Origin of the sequence: Magnetospirillum sp. (assembly GCA_027532905.1) — a bacterium.
GTDB lineage: Bacteria > Pseudomonadota > Alphaproteobacteria > CACIAM-22H2 > CACIAM-22H2 > Tagaea.
The window spans coordinates 997332-1015298 of record JAPZUA010000002.1 but is presented as its reverse complement, the minus strand read 5'-3'; the positions used below and the strand labels follow the sequence as shown (position 1 = coordinate 1015298).

The 17967-nt window shown below is 63.3% G+C and carries 10 protein-coding genes and 1 tRNA gene; 6 read left to right on the top strand and 5 right to left on the bottom strand.

Annotation, left to right across the window (positions count from 1 at the left end):
* Positions 1 to 52 precede the first annotated feature (52 nt).
* Positions 53 to 1051, bottom strand: coding sequence for a TRAP transporter substrate-binding protein DctP (gene dctP / locus O9320_12845; GenBank protein ID MCZ8311735.1), 999 nt, complete (start codon positions 1049 to 1051; stop codon positions 53 to 55).
* 123 nt (positions 1052 to 1174) lie between these two features.
* Between dctP and O9320_12840 the strand changes: the two genes are divergently transcribed.
* A complete protein-coding gene (locus O9320_12840) occupies positions 1175 to 2002 on the top strand; it encodes a ThiF family adenylyltransferase (GenBank protein ID MCZ8311734.1) in 828 nt (275 codons plus the stop codon).
* Between the two features lie 4 nt (positions 2003 to 2006).
* Here O9320_12840 and O9320_12835 read toward each other — a convergent pair whose 3' ends face one another.
* Positions 2007 to 3563, bottom strand: coding sequence for an ABC transporter substrate-binding protein (locus O9320_12835; protein ID MCZ8311733.1), 1557 nt, complete (start codon positions 3561 to 3563; stop codon positions 2007 to 2009).
* 110 nt (positions 3564 to 3673) lie between these two features.
* Here O9320_12835 and O9320_12830 point away from each other — a divergent pair, with 110 nt between their 5' ends.
* Complete coding sequence (locus O9320_12830; GenBank protein MCZ8311732.1) at positions 3674 to 4552, top strand: GDSL-type esterase/lipase family protein; 879 nt, start codon at positions 3674 to 3676, stop codon at positions 4550 to 4552.
* Here O9320_12830 and O9320_12825 read toward each other — a convergent pair.
* Together O9320_12825 and O9320_12820 are read right to left on the bottom strand one after the other, a co-directional pair.
* Positions 4549 to 7476 (bottom strand): hypothetical protein, encoded by a 2928-nt coding sequence (locus tag O9320_12825; protein MCZ8311731.1) that lies wholly within the window; start codon positions 7474 to 7476, stop codon positions 4549 to 4551. The genes O9320_12830 and O9320_12825 overlap by 4 nt on opposite strands.
* Before the next feature lie 57 nt (positions 7477 to 7533).
* Entirely contained in the window at positions 7534 to 8829 is a 1296-nt protein-coding gene (locus tag O9320_12820) for a hypothetical protein (protein MCZ8311730.1), read from the bottom strand.
* A 169-nt stretch (positions 8830 to 8998) separates the two neighbouring features.
* On the opposite strand from O9320_12820, the gene O9320_12815 reads away from it, so the two are divergent.
* From O9320_12815 to O9320_12800, 4 genes are all read left to right on the top strand, one after another.
* Complete coding sequence (locus tag O9320_12815) at positions 8999 to 9700, top strand: glutathione binding-like protein (protein MCZ8311729.1); 702 nt, start codon at positions 8999 to 9001, stop codon at positions 9698 to 9700.
* A 199-nt stretch (positions 9701 to 9899) separates the two neighbouring features.
* Complete coding sequence (locus O9320_12810; protein ID MCZ8311728.1) at positions 9900 to 17075, top strand: calcium-binding protein; 7176 nt, start codon at positions 9900 to 9902, stop codon at positions 17073 to 17075.
* A gap of 110 nt (positions 17076 to 17185) precedes the next feature.
* Positions 17186 to 17485 (top strand): ETC complex I subunit, encoded by a 300-nt coding sequence (locus O9320_12805; protein MCZ8311727.1) that lies wholly within the window; start codon positions 17186 to 17188, stop codon positions 17483 to 17485.
* Positions 17486 to 17497: 12 nt separating this feature from the next.
* Positions 17498 to 17574: transfer RNA gene (locus O9320_12800), tRNA-Arg, on the top strand.
* A gap of 31 nt (positions 17575 to 17605) precedes the next feature.
* Here the strand turns inward: O9320_12800 and O9320_12795 are convergent.
* A complete protein-coding gene (locus O9320_12795) occupies positions 17606 to 17935 on the bottom strand; it encodes a hypothetical protein (protein MCZ8311726.1) in 330 nt (109 codons plus the stop codon).
* Between the last annotated feature and the right edge of the window lie 32 nt (positions 17936 to 17967).

Below are 17967 nucleotides of genomic sequence, written 5' to 3'. Positions count from 1 at the left end.
CGGGCGGCGGTCCTTTCGGAACCGCCGCCCGCCTTTGCCTAGTGGCCCATGCCTATTGAATCGCGTTGATCTGTTCGAGCATGCCCTTGGGCCAGTCGTTCGCGAATTTCGAGCTGAGATAGGCCTGCTGGACCCGCGTGCGGAAGGCGGCGACGTCGGGCGTGTAGACCTTGAGGCCGCGTTCCTTGAAGAAAGCCTCGAGCTCGATTTCGAGCTTGAGCTGGTTCTGGCGGCCGAACTCGGCCGCATCGTCGGCGGCTTTCTGCACGGTCTGCTGCTGGGCCGGCGTCAGCCTGTCCCACACGCGCTTCGAAAAGGCGATGTAGTTCTGGTCGACGAGATGGCTCGTCAGCACGATCTGCTTGGTCACTTCGAAGAATTTCGAATCGCGGTTGGTCGGCAGCGGATTGTCCTGGCCGTCGATCGCCCCCGTCTGCAGGGCCGTGTAGATCTCCGTGAACGCGACGGGCAGGGGATTGGCGCCCAATGCCTGGCCCAGGAACAGCCATGCTTCCGTGCCCGGCATGCGCAGCTTGAGGCCGGCGAGATCGGCCGGCGTGCGGATTTCTTTTTCGGTGCGCAGATTGAGCTGGCGGCGGCCGAGATACATGACCGACAGGAGCTTGACGTTGAGCCTGTCTTCCACGGTCTTTTTCATGCCGTCCATGAAGGGGGCGGCGAACACCTTCTTCTGGTGTTCGGCGTCGCGCAGCAGATAACCGGCCGTGAAGATCGACCATTCGGGCAGCAGCGTGGCAAGCTCCTGTGGCGAGGTGATCGACATTTCGAGGTTGTTGCGCGCGATCGCCTCGAGCTCCGTGCCTTGCCGGAACAGCGTGGCATTGTAGTGCGGCTGGTAGGTCGCAAAGCCGCGCACGGCGGGTGCGAAAATCTGCTCAAGCGCTACCGCGCGTTGGTCTGTCGGCGTCATGGGGCCGGACATGCGCAAGGTGACACCCTGTGCACGCGAAGGCGTCGGCGCCAGGGCTGCAAGCGCTGCGGTCCCGGCCAAGCCCGCAAGAGCTGCGCGGCGGTCGATGGATTTGGTCATGTGTGTTCCTCCGTTTGTCTTTTTTTGGGTGCTTTTTGTTGGCGCGATGATCTATGTGTTCGCGGACGACGTCAATATCGCGTTCGCAACGGATTGGCAACGCATCCCGAGAGGCATGGCACGATGATCAGCGGTACCACGCGCCTCATCGCCCATCTGGGCGTGCCGACGGCGAGCTTCAAATCGCCGATGATTTACAATCCCTATTTCGAGCATGCGGGCATCGATGCGGTCGTGGTGCCGATGGGCTGCGGGGCTGCCGACTATCCGCAGTTCCTGCGCATGCTGTTTCGCCTGTCGAACATCCACGGCGCTTTGGTCACCATGCCCCACAAAGCGACGACACTGGGGCTCGTCGATTCGGCCAGCGATACGGCGCGCATTGCAGGGGCCTGCAATGCCGTGCGGCTCGCGCCCGACGGCAGCCTCAGGGGCGACATGTTCGACGGCGAAGGCTTCGTGCGCGGCGTGCGGCGCAAGGGGCTCGAGCTTGCGGGTATTCGCGCACTCGTCGTGGGCTGCGGCGGCGTGGGCTCGGCCATTGCGGCGTCGCTTGCGGCAGCGGGTGTGGGGCAGCTTTCGATCTGCGACGCCAATCCGCAGTTGGCCGAGCAATTGGCAGACCGGTTGCGGCGCCACGCGCCGAAGGTGGAACTGCGCGTGGGGCACAACGATCCTATGGGCGTCGCTCTCGCGGTCAATGCGACGCCGCTCGGCATGAAGCCGGATGACAAGCTGCCGTTCGACGCTGCACGCCTCGATCCGCAGACTTTCGTGGGCGAAGTGGTGCTGCTGCCCGAAACGACGCCGCTGCTGGCGGCCGCACGCGCGCGCGGCTGCCGCACGCAAGTGGGGCTCGACATGCTGTTCGAACAGATCCCGGCCTATCTCGAGTTCTTCGGCTTTCCTGTCGCATCGCCCGATACGTTGCGCGCTCTCGCCAAGGTCTAACGCTTCAGTCTGGCCGCACCCAAGCAGCCCAGGTCTGGTCGTCGGCGCGTGGGCCGTAGGCAAGGGGCTTGCGCATCGCCCAGACGCTGTATTGGTAGAGCAGCGGCACGATCCCTTGCGCGTCCATTGCAAGGCGCGTGGCGGCGCGCAACGCCTGTTCGCGTTTGCCATCGTCCATCTCGCCGAGCGCTTCGGCGAGTTTGGCGTCGAACGCCGCATCCGAAAAACGCCCGCGGTTGGACGAACCCATGCCCGTCTCACGGTTGAAGGTCGCCAAGAGCGAGCGCAGGGTCGACGACGCTTCGCCGGTCGCCGACAGCCAGCCGATATAGATCAAGCTGAAATCCGGCCGATTGGAGCGGCTTGCGAACGTCGCCCACGGCATCGTTTCGACTTTGGTCTGGATGCCGACGCGCGCCAGCATCTGGGCGATGGCCTGCACCACCTGGTCGTCGTTGACGTAGCGGTCGTTGGGGCCGTGCAGCGTGATCGCAAAGCCGTCCGGATATCCGGCTTCTGCAAGCAGGCGCTTGGCAAGATCGGGGTCGAAGGCGGGCGCTTTGAGTTCCGGATCGCCGCCGAAAAAACCGTCGGGCACGACCCCGCCCGCCGGCACGGCCTGGCCCGAGAACAAACGCTCCGCAATCGCGGCGCGGTTGATCGCATGCGAGATGGCGCGGCGCACGCGCGCATCCTGCAAGGGGTTGTGCGGCAGCACGTTGCCGGCCTTGTCGGTCGCAAACGGCGTTATGTCGCGGAATTGGTCGGGGTGCAGAAAGAAGAAGCGCGTCGTAAGGCTGCGGCTCACGCGCAAAGCCGGATCGCGCTCGAGGCGCGCGATGTCGGTCGGCGGCACGGCCTCGATCATCTGCACGTCGCCCGCCAGCAACGCCGCAACGCGCGCCGTGTCGTTGACGATCAGCCGGAACGTGACGCGCGCCCACGGCACGGCACCGCCCCACCAAAACGGATTCCGCTCGACGACCAGCCTATCGCCCGGCGTCCACGATACGACCTTGAAGGGCCCCGTGCCGATCGCCGAGCGGCCGGAATTGAAATCGGCCGTGCTCGCGGTTTCGGCCGCACGCGACACGATATTCACGGCGGACAGATCGTAGGGCAGCAGCGGATAGGGCTCGCGCGTACGGATCACGACGCGGTTCGGGGCGGGCGCTTCGGCCGATGCGATGGCGCGCGTGTAGATGCCGAAGCTCGACGGGCTGTTGGGGACTGCCGGTGCGCGGCGCAAACTCGCCAGCACGTCTTGCGCTTCGAACGGCGTGCCGTCGGAGAATTTCACGTCGTCGCGCAGCACGAACTCCCAGGTTGTTGGATCGAGCGTGCGCCACGACAGGGCCAAGCCGGGTACGGGCCGCTGCTGCGCATCGGTATGCACGAGGCGGTCGAAAATCTGTGCGGCAACGTTGAGATTGGGCGTGGTGTTGTGGAAATGCGGATCGATCGAGGTCACGTTAAGGCCAAGGCCGATCGCAAGGTCCTGGCTCGCGAGCGGCGCGGTCCAGCCGAGAGCCAAACAGGCCGCGAGTGCGAGTTTGCGCAAGGTCGTCTCCCCTCCATCTCGTTGTATTTTTTCGGACTTTAGCCGGTTTCGCTGGGGCCGGGAATGTCGAATCGACAATTTTGCGGTTCGGGCCTAAACTTGTTTTAGAGATGAGTCGTTTGATCCTCTTGGCTTTGGCTGCCGCTCTGTTGCTCGGGTTGCCTGCAATCGCTGCAGACCGGGCGGTCATGCACACGCCCATCGTGCCGGCGATGACGGGCAACGTCGAAAAATTCGCGATGCGCTGCGACGTGCCGGTCGAGCTGAGCCGGCTACAATATCCAATGCCGGTCGTATCTCGGCGTCTGGCCGAGGGCAAGCAACTGACGATCGTAGCACTCGGCGCTTCGTCGACCGAAGGGGTCGGCGCAAGCTCGCCCGCCAACGCCTATCCCGAGCGGCTTGAGGCCGAGCTACACGCGCTGTTCCCGAACATCGCGATCACCGTTTTCAACAAGGGGATCGGCGGCGAAGATTCGGCGCAGATGCTCGCGCGTTTCGAGCGCGATGTTTTGGCGATCGAACCCGATCTGCTGATCTGGCAGGCGGGCGTCAACGCCGCAATCAAGGGCTGGCCGCTCGACCAATTCGTCGAGAACATGTCGATGGGAATCGATATTGCGCGCAAGCACGGCATTGATGTGATGATGATGGGGCCGCAGAACGCGCCGCGCTACCTACATGCCCCGCATCGCCGCCAATTCGCCGACCATATGATGCTGCTCTCGCGCGTCAAAGACGTGCCGATTTTTCCGCGGTTCCGCATCATGACGCATTGGATGCAGAGCGGCGCGTTCAAGCCCGACGAGCTTATCGGGCGCGACGGTCTGCACATGACCGACACGAGCTACTATTGCCTGTCGCGCGTGCTGGCGCAGTCGATCGCCGCTTATGCGCCAATAGCCATTGCACCCGGGCTTGAAGCCGCAAAGCCCGAAGCGGCCAAGACGGAAACGGTCCGATCCTCGGGCCTTGCGGTCCAGCGCTAGCTGCTCGGTGCTTGTTGCCGCTCGCGGGCGGCGATTTCCTCGACGATGAAATTCTCGATCGCGCGCACGGGTGCGAGGTCGCCGAACAGCTTGCCGGCATTGCGCGCAATTTCGTCCGCATAGGCTTTGCGCAAGGGGGCATCGGTCGCGAGTTTGGCCGCAAAGGCCACATAGGCGTCCTGTGAAGCGGCGACATAGCGGCCGAGCCCCATGAAATGCAGGATGGCGGCCGTGTGGCGCGCGCGCATCGGGCCGCCGGGCGTGGTCACGATCGGCAAGCCGACGCTGGCGGCTTCGAGCGACGTGTTGCCGCCGGACCATCCCAGACTGTCGAGATAGATGTCGCCCGCGCGCAAGAACGCACCGAAACGCTCGAACGCGACGGGCGGCACGATCACCACGCGCCCGGTAAAGGGCATGCCGGCGGCGGCGAATTTGGCGCCGAGACGGGCCGAGAATATCTCGGTGAGGGGGGCCGTCGGCACGCCCAGAAACGCGAATTGCGCATTGGGCACTTCGCGCGCGATACGCACGATCACGCCGTCGTCGTCGGGCCGGTATTTGAACAAAGACTGGCAGCAGATGAAGACGACGGATTTTGGATCAAGGCCGAGCTCTTCGCGCTTGAACTCGGGGCCCCCGGATGGCTGGCGCTCGTAGTCGAAGGACAGGTTCGGCAAACGCAGCAGCCTTTCGGTGTAGTGCGTCTCGCCGTCGGCAGGTTCCATGAGGTCGCTCGTCAAAAACACATCGACATTGGGAATGCCGGTGGTCATCGGATGGCCCATGGCGACCATCTGCAGCGGGGCAAGGCGCAGTGCGGCCAGTCGCACGGACTGCGATTCCATGCCGATTTCGGGATAGATCAGCGCGTCGAGCGCATCGTTGCGGATCGTCGCGGCCCATTTGTCGATGCCGTCGACTTTGCGCCGCACCGCGTCGAAATCGGCCAGGAGGCCGCGCCCGTATTCGTCGGGTTCGCTCTCGGCAAGGTCGTAGCCGATAACCTGGAACTTGGCGCGCGACATGTGGCGGATCCAGCCCGCGAACAGCTTTGAAACACTGTGACGGCTGAAATAGCCGCAGGCGAAGCCGACGCGCAGTTTGCGGGTACCGCCATAGGGAAGCGGCGTGACGGGAACCGTCCATTGCGGATGGCGCTTGGCCGACATGCGCGCGACGATCTCGCCGTAGAGGCGCTGCAGCTCGACATCGTTCTCGCCCTGGTAGGCGAGATAGAAGGGCTTCGCGAGGCCGACATGGTAGCCCCCGATCGCAAGTTCGCTGTCGCTCGCCCGGTCCACGCGCGCGTGCAGATCGGCGAGCGCTTCGCGGTAGCGCGCACGGATCGCCTGCATCTGCGGCGTCGTTTCGTAGGCGACCGGCAGCAGCGTCATGGCGCGCGCAAGCAGATGCCCGAGATTGTTGGGGTCGGTCTTTGCCAGCCACTCGAACAGCCGCAGCGCAAGCGCTTGCGCACCCGCCATGCGCAGCAAATGGCCCAGCAGCGCCAAGCGTGGATGCAGTTCGCCCAAGGCCAGGATGCGGTCGACCGCTTGGCCCGCTACGTTTTGTTTGCCGGCTTTGAGGGCGAGTTCGGCAAGGTCGACGAGGATCGCAATGGCGGCCGGTTTTTCGCCTTTGTCGGCCAAGACGCCGGACAGCGAAATGTAAGCGGTCGGATAGCTCGGCGTGTCGGCGACGAGTTGGCGCAGCACCGTTTCGGCTTCGCCAAGGCGCCCGGCCTTCGCCAAGACGGTGCCGAGATTGTTCCGGATATGCGCTTGCCCGTCGAGTGCGGCGGCGGCCGCGACGAAGGCCACGGCGCGTTCGGCATTGCCTTTGTGGGATTCGACCATGCCGAGCAGATGCAGATTGTCCGCCTGGACGGGGCCGCCGACGAGGGCGGTCAACGTCGCCTGTGCCGCGTCGAACTTCTGCGCCATGATCGAAGCCACAGCGGTTTTCTGGGCCACAGCAGGTTCGAGCGGGGCCGCAAAGCTGCCCGAAGGGTTGAACGCGCAATTGCGGCACAAGGTAGGCTCGCGGTCGAGATAGGCCGATAGCCACGCGGCCACACCGGGGGCTCCCCACGCATCGGCAAAACGCAGATCGCGCAAGCATGTGTTGGCATAGTGGCTGGCGTCGCTGGTCGCAAGGCAGGGTGCGAGATTGCCCGCAACGTCGAGCGATGCCGTCGTGAGTGGCTGGCGGCACTTGGTCTGGTTGGGGGCCAAACCGGGCGCCCAATCGAGCGTGCATGCGGCACCCAGCCGGGTCTGCAGCGTGCCGAGCAGCGTCAGGATCGACGCAAGCTCGCTCTTTTCGAGCCTGTCGTCGATCGCGGGGCGGTCGTCGGGCTGAATAGAAATTCGCGCGACGCCGAGGGCTAGCAGCGTTTCGACGAGGTTATCGAGTTCGCCCGCATTGCGGCGCGATACGCGCACGACGACAGAGAAATTCTTGCCGAATAGTTTGGCCAAGGCCGCAATATTGGCGCCTAAGGCGGCGACGTCGGTTCCTTTGCGCAGTGCAGCCGCCGTGGGCTCGTTAAGCGAAGAAAGCGTTATGCGCAGGCCGGCAAGGCCGCTTTTCTGCAGGGCCGCGTAAAGTTCAGGGCCTCCAGCAAGCCCGTTGCTGCCCATCGCGACGGCGCCGAAGCGGCGTGTGGCGACGGCAGCCGCGACGAGGGCGGTAGCTTGCGGGTGCAAGGCGGGTTCGCCAATGCCTGCCAGCAGCAGCAGATCGGCCGGCGGCGCGTGGTCGAGCAACTGCTGGAACGCGTCCAGCGCCAAGTCGGCGTTGCGCCAAGTGCCGGCCGCAATGCCGTCGGTGCGCGGGCAGGCGGCACAAGCAAGATTGCAGTTGCGCGTGATTTCGATCTGCAGCGTGGCCAGCCGATGCGGCGGAACAAACGGATTCATTTTCGATTCGGCAAAAGAGAAAGCCACGATTCACGGTACGCGAACCGCAGATGCGGTTCAATTGGCGTTGCGTGCGGGCGTGGCGGGCAAGGATGCCAGCAGCATCTTGATGAGATCGTCGTTGGTCGGCTCGGCCGTGGGGCCCGTGCGTGCAGTGGCTGCTTCCGGCGCCGCATCCTTTTGCGGCACCGGTTCGACCACTTGCGGCATGTCGTTCGCGAGCGCCACCGCGCTTGGTTCGGCCGCATTCTCCGGTTCCGGCTTCGGCTCCGGCATTGCGGCAGTGGCGCGTGTTGTACTTTGCGGCGTGCCCTCGCCTAAGGCGCCGCTGCGCACGGCGGCCTCGAGCTGGGCCAACACGTTTTCGAGCGCTTTGCGCTTCGCGCGTTCGTTGCGGATGCGCAAAGTTTGCTGGGCGAACAGCCGCGAGGCGGCAAAAGCGCCGGCACCGGCGGCAAGCAACGTTGCTGCAGCCACGATCGAAACGAGGATGTCGTCGCTGGCGGAAGCGCGGTGGCTCGCCTGGTAGATCGACGCTTGACGCGCGGTGCCCGCATCGGCGAGCGCTTCGAAGCGGCTGCTGATCGTCTGGCCGATCGCGAGAATATCGCTGTCCGTCAGGTTCGCGATTTGGGCGTTGATTTCGATCATTTCGCGCCAGCCCGCGATGAAATTCGCCAAGCGTGCCTCGATGCGCCGGACGATCGCTGCGGCTTCGGGCTCGGCGATTTCGGCGGTCGCCGCCAATGCAAAGGGCCGGGCGACGGCAGCGGCGAGATCGTCGGGACGATAGCCGGAACGAAGCTGCCGGTCGGCGATCGCGGCACGGGCGAGGGCAAGGGGGCCCGCGATCGCGTTGAGGCCGCTGCGTTGCCAGCGCGTCGTGTATTCGGCAAGGTCGCTGTCGATTTGGCCCGCAATGTTGCGCAGGCGCTGGTCGGCAAGCGTGCGCCGTTTCGAAACGAGTTCGAACATCACTTGCGATGCTTGGTCGTAGCGCGCCAACTGCGCGTCGAGTGCTGCGAGCATGCGGTCGGTTGGATCGTTGCCGCCGGGACTTTGCACCGCGGCGAGTTTTTGCCGGCTGGTCTCGATCAAGCTGCGTGAAGCTTCGCGATCGACCGGGTCGCCGATGCGCAGATAGGCTTGCGACGCGCGGCGTGCGAGCGAAAAATCGACTTCGGCATCCTGGATCCCTTGCAATTGCGTGGCGACCGACGAGAAGGCGGCAAAGCGTTCGCGCTCTGACAAAATGCCGAGATAGAGCAAGCCCACCGTCAGCAACGGCAGCAGCACGAGTGCCGCGAGGCACCCCCACAACAAATAAGTAGATTTGAACGCGGCAATCGGCATGTCGGTTCGCGCGGTAAATTCGGTTCTGAATCAAAGAGTTCAGATTTTATATCAATCTTGAATATCCGGCAACTCGACCCGTGCAAAGCGCGATGGGCACTGCGACTTGGATTGACAGGGATCGGGCAGCATGGTGCGGTTCGCATCAGCGCATGCAAACGAGGCAATTATGATCGACCTCTATTACTGGACGACCCCAAACGGTCACAAAGTGACGATGTTCTTGGAAGAGGCCGAACTCGCCTATCGGATTATCCCGGTCAATATCGGGGCGGGCGAGCAGTTTCAGCCCGACTTTCTGAAGGTGGCGCCGAACAACCGGATACCGGCAATCGTCGATCAGGCGCCGAACGGCGGTATTGCCTCGATTTCGCTTTTCGAATCCGGTGCAATTCTTCTGTATCTTGCTGAAAAGACAGGAAGGTTCCTAGCGGCAGATTTGCCGACGCGGACCGACACGCTGCAATGGCTCTTTTGGCAGATGGGCGGCCTTGGACCGATGGCCGGGCAGAACCATCATTTTGCCGTTTATGCGACTGAGAAAATCCCGTATGCGATTTCTCGATATGTTAATGAAACAAACCGTTTATATGGTGTTCTTAATAAGCGACTTGCGGATCGAGCGTTTATTGCTGGTGATTATTCGATCGCCGATATGGCCTGTTATCCGTGGATCGTACCTTACGAGCGCCAAGGGCAGAAGCTAGAGGATTTTCCGCATCTTAAGCGCTGGTTTGAGACGATCCAAGCGCGACCTGCCACGCAACGCGCTTATGCCAAGGCGGCTGCAATTAACGCCAAACCGACCATGGACGAGGCGGCCAAGAAAATCCTGTTCGGTCAGACTGCAGCGATCATCAAACCGAATTAACGGCGGCGGGTGTGACGCGGGGTATTGGGTTATGTCACAAGAAAATTAACTAGCGTCTGCAATATTAATAGAATTTTAGTAAAAATTTGTTACATTGCGTTCGATCTGGCCAGTTGCCTTGCTTTAGCATTAGAAAATCTGCTATATGCTTTAGCGACAAAAGGTCGAAGAGTAGGACTCCAGAAGGAGCGACATTCATATGTCGTCTACAGTAGCCACGACGACGGCAGCGCGGGCAGTTACCTACTCGAGCTTGACGACCCAAACCGGCACGGCAAGTGCCGACACGGTCGTATTCAGTGCCTCGATTGGCGGCGGGCGTTTCGACGCGCTGGCTGGCCTCGATTCCGTGCGCCTTGCGACGGCCAACAACTCCTTCACGATCTCCAACGCCGAAACGATTCTGGGCGGCGGCGGTGCGGATACCGTAACGCTCGGAGTTGCGCAAACGCTCGGTTATATCGATCTGGGCCTCGGCAATGACCGGTTGATCCTTGCGAACAGCGCTTCGAGCGGCACCGGCGGCACGGCCGCGACCGGCGGCAACGTTCTGACTGTCGTCAATGTCGAAACGATCATCGGCGGTACAGGGGCCGATACAGTCACGCTGGCGGGCGCGCAACTCGGCGGCCTCATCGATCTGGGGGCGGGCAACGACCGGCTGGTGCTCGGCACCTTCACGAACACGGTTACGGTCACGAACGTCGAGACGTTGATCGGCGCTTCCGGCAACGACAACATCACGCTCGGCACGGTCATCACGACCGGCAACATCGATCTTTTGGGCGGCACGGACCGGCTGGTCCTCGCCAATGGCGGCAACACCATCACGGTTGCCAACATCGAAACGGTGATCGGCGGCACGGGCGTCGATAACGTGACGTTCGCGGCAGCCCAGTCGCTGGGGCTCGTCGATCTCGGCGGCGGTGCGGACACGCTGACGCTGTCGGCTCTGGGCACGAGCATCACGATCCTCAATGTCGAAACGCTGGTCGCGAGTTCCGGTGCCGACACGATCACGCTTGCTCAGTCGATCATGAACGCCGAAATGGATCTCTCGAGCGGCAACGACCGCCTGATCCTGGGCAACTTCACGAACACGGCCACGCTCTACAACATCGAGACGATTCTCGGCGGCACAGGCAACGACAGCATCACGCTGGGCTCGGCTGCTGCGTCTGGCGGCGTGCTGATCGATCTTGGTGCGGGCAACGACCGCCTGCGTCTGGCCGACGGCGTCAATATCGTCTCGGTCGTAAATGTCGAGACGATTACGGGCGGCCTGCTGTCGGACACGGTCACGCTGGGCTCGCCCTTCACGACCGGTACCATCGATCTGGGCGGCGACAACGACCGGCTGGTGCTGAGCAACTCCACAAACAGCTTTGTCGCGGCCAACATCGAGACGTTGACCGGCGGTACCGGCTCCGACATCGTGACTCTCAACGGCGCGCAGACTCTGGGCGAGCTTTACGACCTCGGCGGCGGCAACGACCGTATCACCTTCGCCGCCACGGGCAACAATACGCTCAGTATCTCCAATGTCGAAACCATCACGGGCCGGGCCGGCGACGACACGGTCACGCTCGGCAACGGCCAGACCAAGGGCATCATCGATCTCGGTTCGGGCAACGACCAGCTGATCCTGGGATCGGGCTTCAATACGCTGACGCTGCTGAATGTCGAGACGTTGGTCGCGACGTCCGGCACGGACACGATCACCTACGGCGCAGCACTCAACGGTTCGACGGTCGATCTTTCGGACGGCAACGACCGCCTGATCCTCGGCAATTTCGCCAATACGGTGACGGTCCTCAACATCGAGACGGTCGTGGGCGGTACGGCCAACGACACGGTCGCACTCGGTGCCGCCTTCACAAACGGCGAACATTTCACGCTCGGCCTCGGCAACGATCGCCTCGTGCTGGGCAATCTCGGCAATACGATTTCGGTCTCGGGCGTCGAGACCGTGGTCGGCGGCACCGGCGACGATACGGTCACACTCGGCACGGCCATCACGGCTGGCTCCGTAGATCTTGGCGTGGGCAACGACAATCTTATCCTCGGCGATTCCGCCAATACCGTGACGGTCTTCAATATCGAGACGATCACGGGCGGAACCGGCAACGATAACGTGACGCTCGGCGAATCCTACATTGGCGGCGAATCGTTCGATCTCGCCGGCGGCAACGACAAGCTCACGCTCGCCAACACGAACAACTCGATCACCGTCACCAGCATCGAAACGGTGAACGGCCAGGCCGGCGACGATACCGTCACGCTCGGCGGCTCGCAGACCGGCGGTGTGGTCGATCTTGGCTCGGGCACCGACACGCTCAATCTTTCGCTCGGCGATAATACCCTTACCGTCATCGGCGTCGAATCGCTGGTCGCTTCCGAAGGTGCGGATACGATCACGCTCGGCGACGCGATCGCCTCGGGCACGGTCGATCTGCTTGCCGGCTACGACCGCCTGATCTTGGGCAACTTTTCGAACACCGCCACCGTCTACAATATCGAGACGGTAATCGGCGGCACGGGGGCGGACACGGTCACGCTCGGCCAGGCCTATATTGGCGGCGAGCTTTTCAATCTTGGGGCCGGCAGCGACCATCTCCAACTCGGCGACAGCGGCAACACGATCACGGTCGGCAACGTCGAATCGCTGGTCGGCGGCGTCGGCGACGATACGGTTTCGCTCGCCTCGGTCGTCACGTCGGGTTCGATCGATCTGGGCGACGGCAACGACCAGCTCATTCTCGGCGATTCCGCGAATACGGTCACGATCGTCAATGTCGAGACGATCACCGGCGGCATCGGCAACGACAACGTCACGCTCGGCACGGCGTTTGCGAACGGCGAGCTGTTCGATCTCGGCGTCGGCAACGACCGTCTCACGCTGGCGGCCGGCGGCAACACGGTTTCGGTGCTGAACATCGAGACGGTCATCGGCGGCAGCGGCGACGACACGGTCACCTTGGGTTCGGTCGTGACGACCGGCTCGATCGATCTGGGTTCGGGCAACGACCAGCTGATCCTGTCCGAAGGCAACAATTCGATCGCCATCAGCAACGTCGAAACGCTGATCGCGTCCTCGAGCAACGACACGATTTCCTTCTCCTCGGCGGTCGTCAACGGCGTGGTCGATCTGCTCGACGGCAACGACAAGCTCATTCTCGGCAATTTCACGAATACGCTGACGATCTACAATATCGAGACGCTGGTTGGCGGAACGGGCAGGGACGACGTCACGCTCGGCGCTGCCTATACAGGCGGCGAGACGTTCAATCTCGGCCTCGGCAACGACCGTATCGTGCTCGACAATGCCGGCAACCGCGTGACGCTGATCAACATCGAGACCGTCGTCGGCGGATCGGGCGACGACACGGTGACGCTCGGAACCGCGGTCGTCTCCGGCACCTACGATCTGGGCGGCGGCAACGACCAGCTCATTCTCGGCAACTTCGCCAATACCTTCACGGCCACGAACATCGAAGGCATTGTCGGCGGCACGGCTGCCGACAACATCACGCTCGGCAACAGCTACAGCAGCGGCGAAACCTTCGACCTCGGTGCGGGCAGCGACCGTTTGACCCTGGCGGCCGGCGGCAATTCGATCACGGCCACGAACATCGAAACCGTCGTCGGCGGTACCGGCGACGACAGTGTCACGCTCGCAGTGGCGCGGACCGCGGGCCTCGTCGATCTTGCCGGCGGCAACGACCAGGTCTCGCTCGGCTCGGGCAACAACACGCTGACCATCGCCAACGCCGAAACGGTTATCGGCAACAGCGGCAACGACACGGTTACGCTGTCGAGTGGGGTGACGGCCGGCTCCTACGATCTGGGCGACGGCTCCGACCGGCTTGTGCTCGGCAATTTCGCGAACACGCTGACGATCTCAAATATCGAGACCCTCGTCGGTGGTGCCGGCAACGACACGGTCACGCTGGGTGCCGCCTATACGGGCGGCGAGACCTTCAATTTGGGCGGCGGCACCGACCGCTTGATCCTGTCCGACCTTGGAAACAACGTCACGATCGTCAATATCGAAGCGATCGTCGGCGGCAACGGCGACGACACGATCACGCTTGGCACGACGATCACGTCCGGCACCATCGATCTCGGCAACGGCAACGACCAGCTCATTCTCGGCGCCTTCTCGAACGGCCTTACGATCCTCAACGTCGAAACGCTGACCGGCGGCGCCGGTGCCGACACGGTAACGCTCGGCTCGGCCTACAGCTCGGGCGAGGTCATCGATCTTGCCGGCGGCGCCGACCGTCTCACGCTGGCGGCCGGCGGCAATTCCATCACGGCCACGAACATCGAAACGGTCGTTGGCGGTTCGGGCGACGACACCGTGACGCTTGGCAGTGCGCGCACAAGCGGCCTGGTGGATCTGGTCGGCGGCAGCGACACGCTGATCCTCGCCAATGCCAACAACACGCTCACGATCGCGAATGTCGAGACGATTACCGCCAATGCCGGCAACGACACGATCACGCTGTCGACCGGCATTACCAACGGCACGGTCGATCTGGCGGGCGGCAACGACCGTCTGACGCTGGGCAATTTCACGAATACGCTGACCGTCATCAACATCGAAACGCTGGTCGGCGGCACGGGCACCGACGACGTCACGCTTGGCGCCTCCTACACGGCGGGCGAGACCTTCAATCTCGGAGCCGGCAACGACCGTCTGGCGCTGGCCGATACCGGCAACAGCGTGACGCTCGTGAATATCGAGACGATCGTCGGCGGGCTTGCGGCCGACACGGTCACGCTCGGCAATGCGATCACGAGCGGCACTATCGATCTGGGCGACGGCACCGACACGCTGGTGCTCGGCAATTTCTCGAACACGCTGACAATCATCAATGTCGAGGTGCTGACGGGCGGGGCCAGCGGCGACAACGTGACCCTCGGCACGGCCTACACGGCCGGCGAGACGATCGATTTGGCCAACGGTGCGGACCGTCTCACGCTCGCGGCCGGCGGCAACACGATCACGATCGTCAACGTCGAAACCATCATCGGCGGCTCGGGCGACGACACGGTCACGCTCGGCACCGTGCGCACGACCGGCACGGTCGATCTGGGCGCGGGCAGCGACAATCTCATCCTGTTCAACGGCAACAATACGATCACGCTCGCCAACGTCGAAACCGTGACGGCGAATGCTGGCAACGACACGATCGCGTTTGCGACGCAGCTCACCGACGGCACGATCGATCTGGCGGCCGGAACCGACCGTCTTGCGCTCGGCAACTTCGCCAATACCGTCACGGTCGTGAACATCGAGACGGTGATCGGCGGCACGGGCACCGACACCGTGTGGCTTGGCGCCGCCTTCACGGCCGGCGAGACCTTCAATCTCGGAAGCGGGAACGACCGTCTGATCCTCGGCGATTTGGGCAATACGATCTCGGTCGCGAACATCGAAACCGTGATCGGCGGCATCGGGGCCGACACGGTGACGCTTGGAACCGGCGTCACGAGCGGCACGATCGACCTGGGCGACGGCAGCGACCGTCTGGTTCTCGGCAATTTCGCGAACCGCCTCACGATCGTGAATGTTGAGGCGATCGTCGGCGGTGCCAATGCCGACACGATTTCTCTTGGCGCTGCTCTGATCGCGGGCGAGACGATCGATCTGGGCGCCGGGTCGGATCGCCTGACGCTCGCCGACGGCGGCAACACGGTTACGGTCACGAACGTCGAGACGATCGTCGGCGGCTCGGGCGACGACACGGTCACGATGGGCACGGCGCGTGTGAGCGGCACCATCGATCTGGGGGCCGGCAACGACAATCTCGTACTGTTCAACGGCAACAACACGCTCACCATCGTCAATGTCGAGACGATCACGGCGGCCGCGGGCAACGATACGATTGCGCTGGGTGCCGGCATCACCAACGGCACCATCGATCTGGCCGGCGGCAGCGACCGCCTGGTGCTCGGCAATTTCACGAACACCGTCACGGTCATCAACGTCGAAACCGTCATCGGCGGCACGGGTGCCGACGACGTGACGTTCGGCGCCTCGTTCACGGGCGGCGAGACCTTCAATCTGGGTACTGGCAACGACCGTCTGACGCTTGCCGACACCGGCAACACGGTGACGCTAACCAACATCGAAACGATCATCGGCGGCCTCGGCGCCGATACGGTCACGCTCGGCTCGACGATCACGTCGGGTACCATCGATCTGGGCGGCGGTGCCGACCGCCTGACCCTGGGCAACTTCGCCAATACGCTGACCCTCATCAACGTCGAAGTGCTGATCGGCGGCACCAATGCCGACAACATTACGCTCGGCACTACCTACACGCTCGGCGAGACGATCGACCTTGCCAACGGCAGCGACCGTCTGACGCTGGCCGACGGCGGCAATTCGATCACCGTGATCAACATCGAAACCATCGTCGGCGGATCCGGCGACGATACGGTGTCGCTCGGCAGCGCGCGCACGAGCGGGCTCGTCAATCTCGGTGCCGGCAACGACCAGCTGGTCCTGTTCAACGGCGCCAACACGATCTCGATTTCGAACGTCGAGACGCTGACCGGCCTTGCCGGCGACGACTCGATCGTGCTGTCGACCGCAATCACGGCGGGCCTCGTTGATCTGGGGGCCGGCAACGACCGCCTGGCGCTCGGCAACTTCACCAACACGCTGACCGTGACGAACGTCGAAACCCTTGTGGGCGGTACCGGCAGCGACAACGTAACGCTGGGTGCTGCCTTTACCGGCGGCCAAACCTTCAATCTGGGCACGGGCAACGACAGCCTGACCCTGTTCAACGGCGCCAACACGGTCACGCTCACCAATATCGAGACCATCGTCGGCGATTCCGGCGCCGATACCGTGACGCTCGGCAGCGCCGTTTCGAACGGCACGGTCGATTTGGGCGACGGCAACGACCGGCTCACGCTTGCAAGTGCCGCCAACACCGTGACGGTTTCCAACGTCGAAACGATCACGTCGGGTGCCGGCAACGACACCATCGTCGTGACCGGCGGCGTCGGCGTGCGCATCAGCAGCGGGGCCGGCAACGACACGATTACGGGCGGCGACGGCAACGACGTGCTGAACGGCGAGGGCGGCAGCGACCGCATGACCGGCGGTGCGGGCAGCGACACGTTCCTGCTGTCTGCGGGTGCTGACACGATCGTCGATTACGCATCCGGCGACAGGATCAATCTTCTGATCTATCCGAGTTTCGCGACGATCACCGACGTGACGAATGCCGCGAGCGACGTCGGCGGAAACCTTGTGATCGATCTGGGCAGCGGCAATTCGGTTACAATTCTGGGGCAGTCGGTCGCAGCCCTTGGGACCATGGATTCGGACGGCGCCTTCGTCTACTTCTGAGGCGCCCTCGCGATCCCTCCGGGCTCTGTCTTGACTCGGCGGTTTTCTGCTATAGAAGGGCTTGGTCGGCGCTTAACGCCGTCGCTTCGAGGCCGCCTCCGAGGACCGATATGGACAAGCCTGCGCGCGTCTACAAGCCCGCCAAAACCGCCATGCAATCCGGGCGTGCCAAGACCCATGCCTGGGTGCTCGAATTCGAGCCGGGTGCCGCCAAGCGCCCGGATGCGCTTATGGGCTGGGCCGGTTCCTCCGACACGTCGGGCCAATTGCAGCTGCGCTTCGCAACCCAGGAAGAAGCGCTCGCCTATGCCCAACACCACGGCATTGCGGTCGAACTCGGCGTGCCGCAGGCGTCGCGCATCCGGCCCAAAGCCTATGCCGACAATTTCAAATACGATCGCGTTCGCTGACCCTCGAGTTGCGGGCCCATAGCTCAGCTGGATAGAGCAACAGCCTTCTAAGCTGTAGGTCGCTGGTTCGAATCCAGCTGGGCTCGCCAATAGCGCCGCCTATCGGCTGCTTTGGACCCGTCACTTCGGAAACAGATCGTCTAGGCTAGTCTGCTCGAGCGAAGCGCTCATCGTGGCCGCCAGGCGCTCGAACGGGCTTTGCACGATTTCCTGCGCTCTGGCGATCGCGTTGCCGCGAATCGTTTTGCGCAGTTCGATCGACAGCGTGTTGAAGTGCGTTTCGCATTGGCGCTGCAGTTTGCGCCGTTCGGCACCGTCGGCCGCCATCAGATCGAAATAGCAGGCGGGTGCGTCGGGGACGGCGGCACGCACGGCGGCCACGAAAACGCCGAGCGCCTTTTCGGGCCCGACTGCGTCCAGGCTATTGAGGGTGTCGCCAAACTCGGTCATCGCGGCTTCGATTTAACGTCTGATCACGCTGC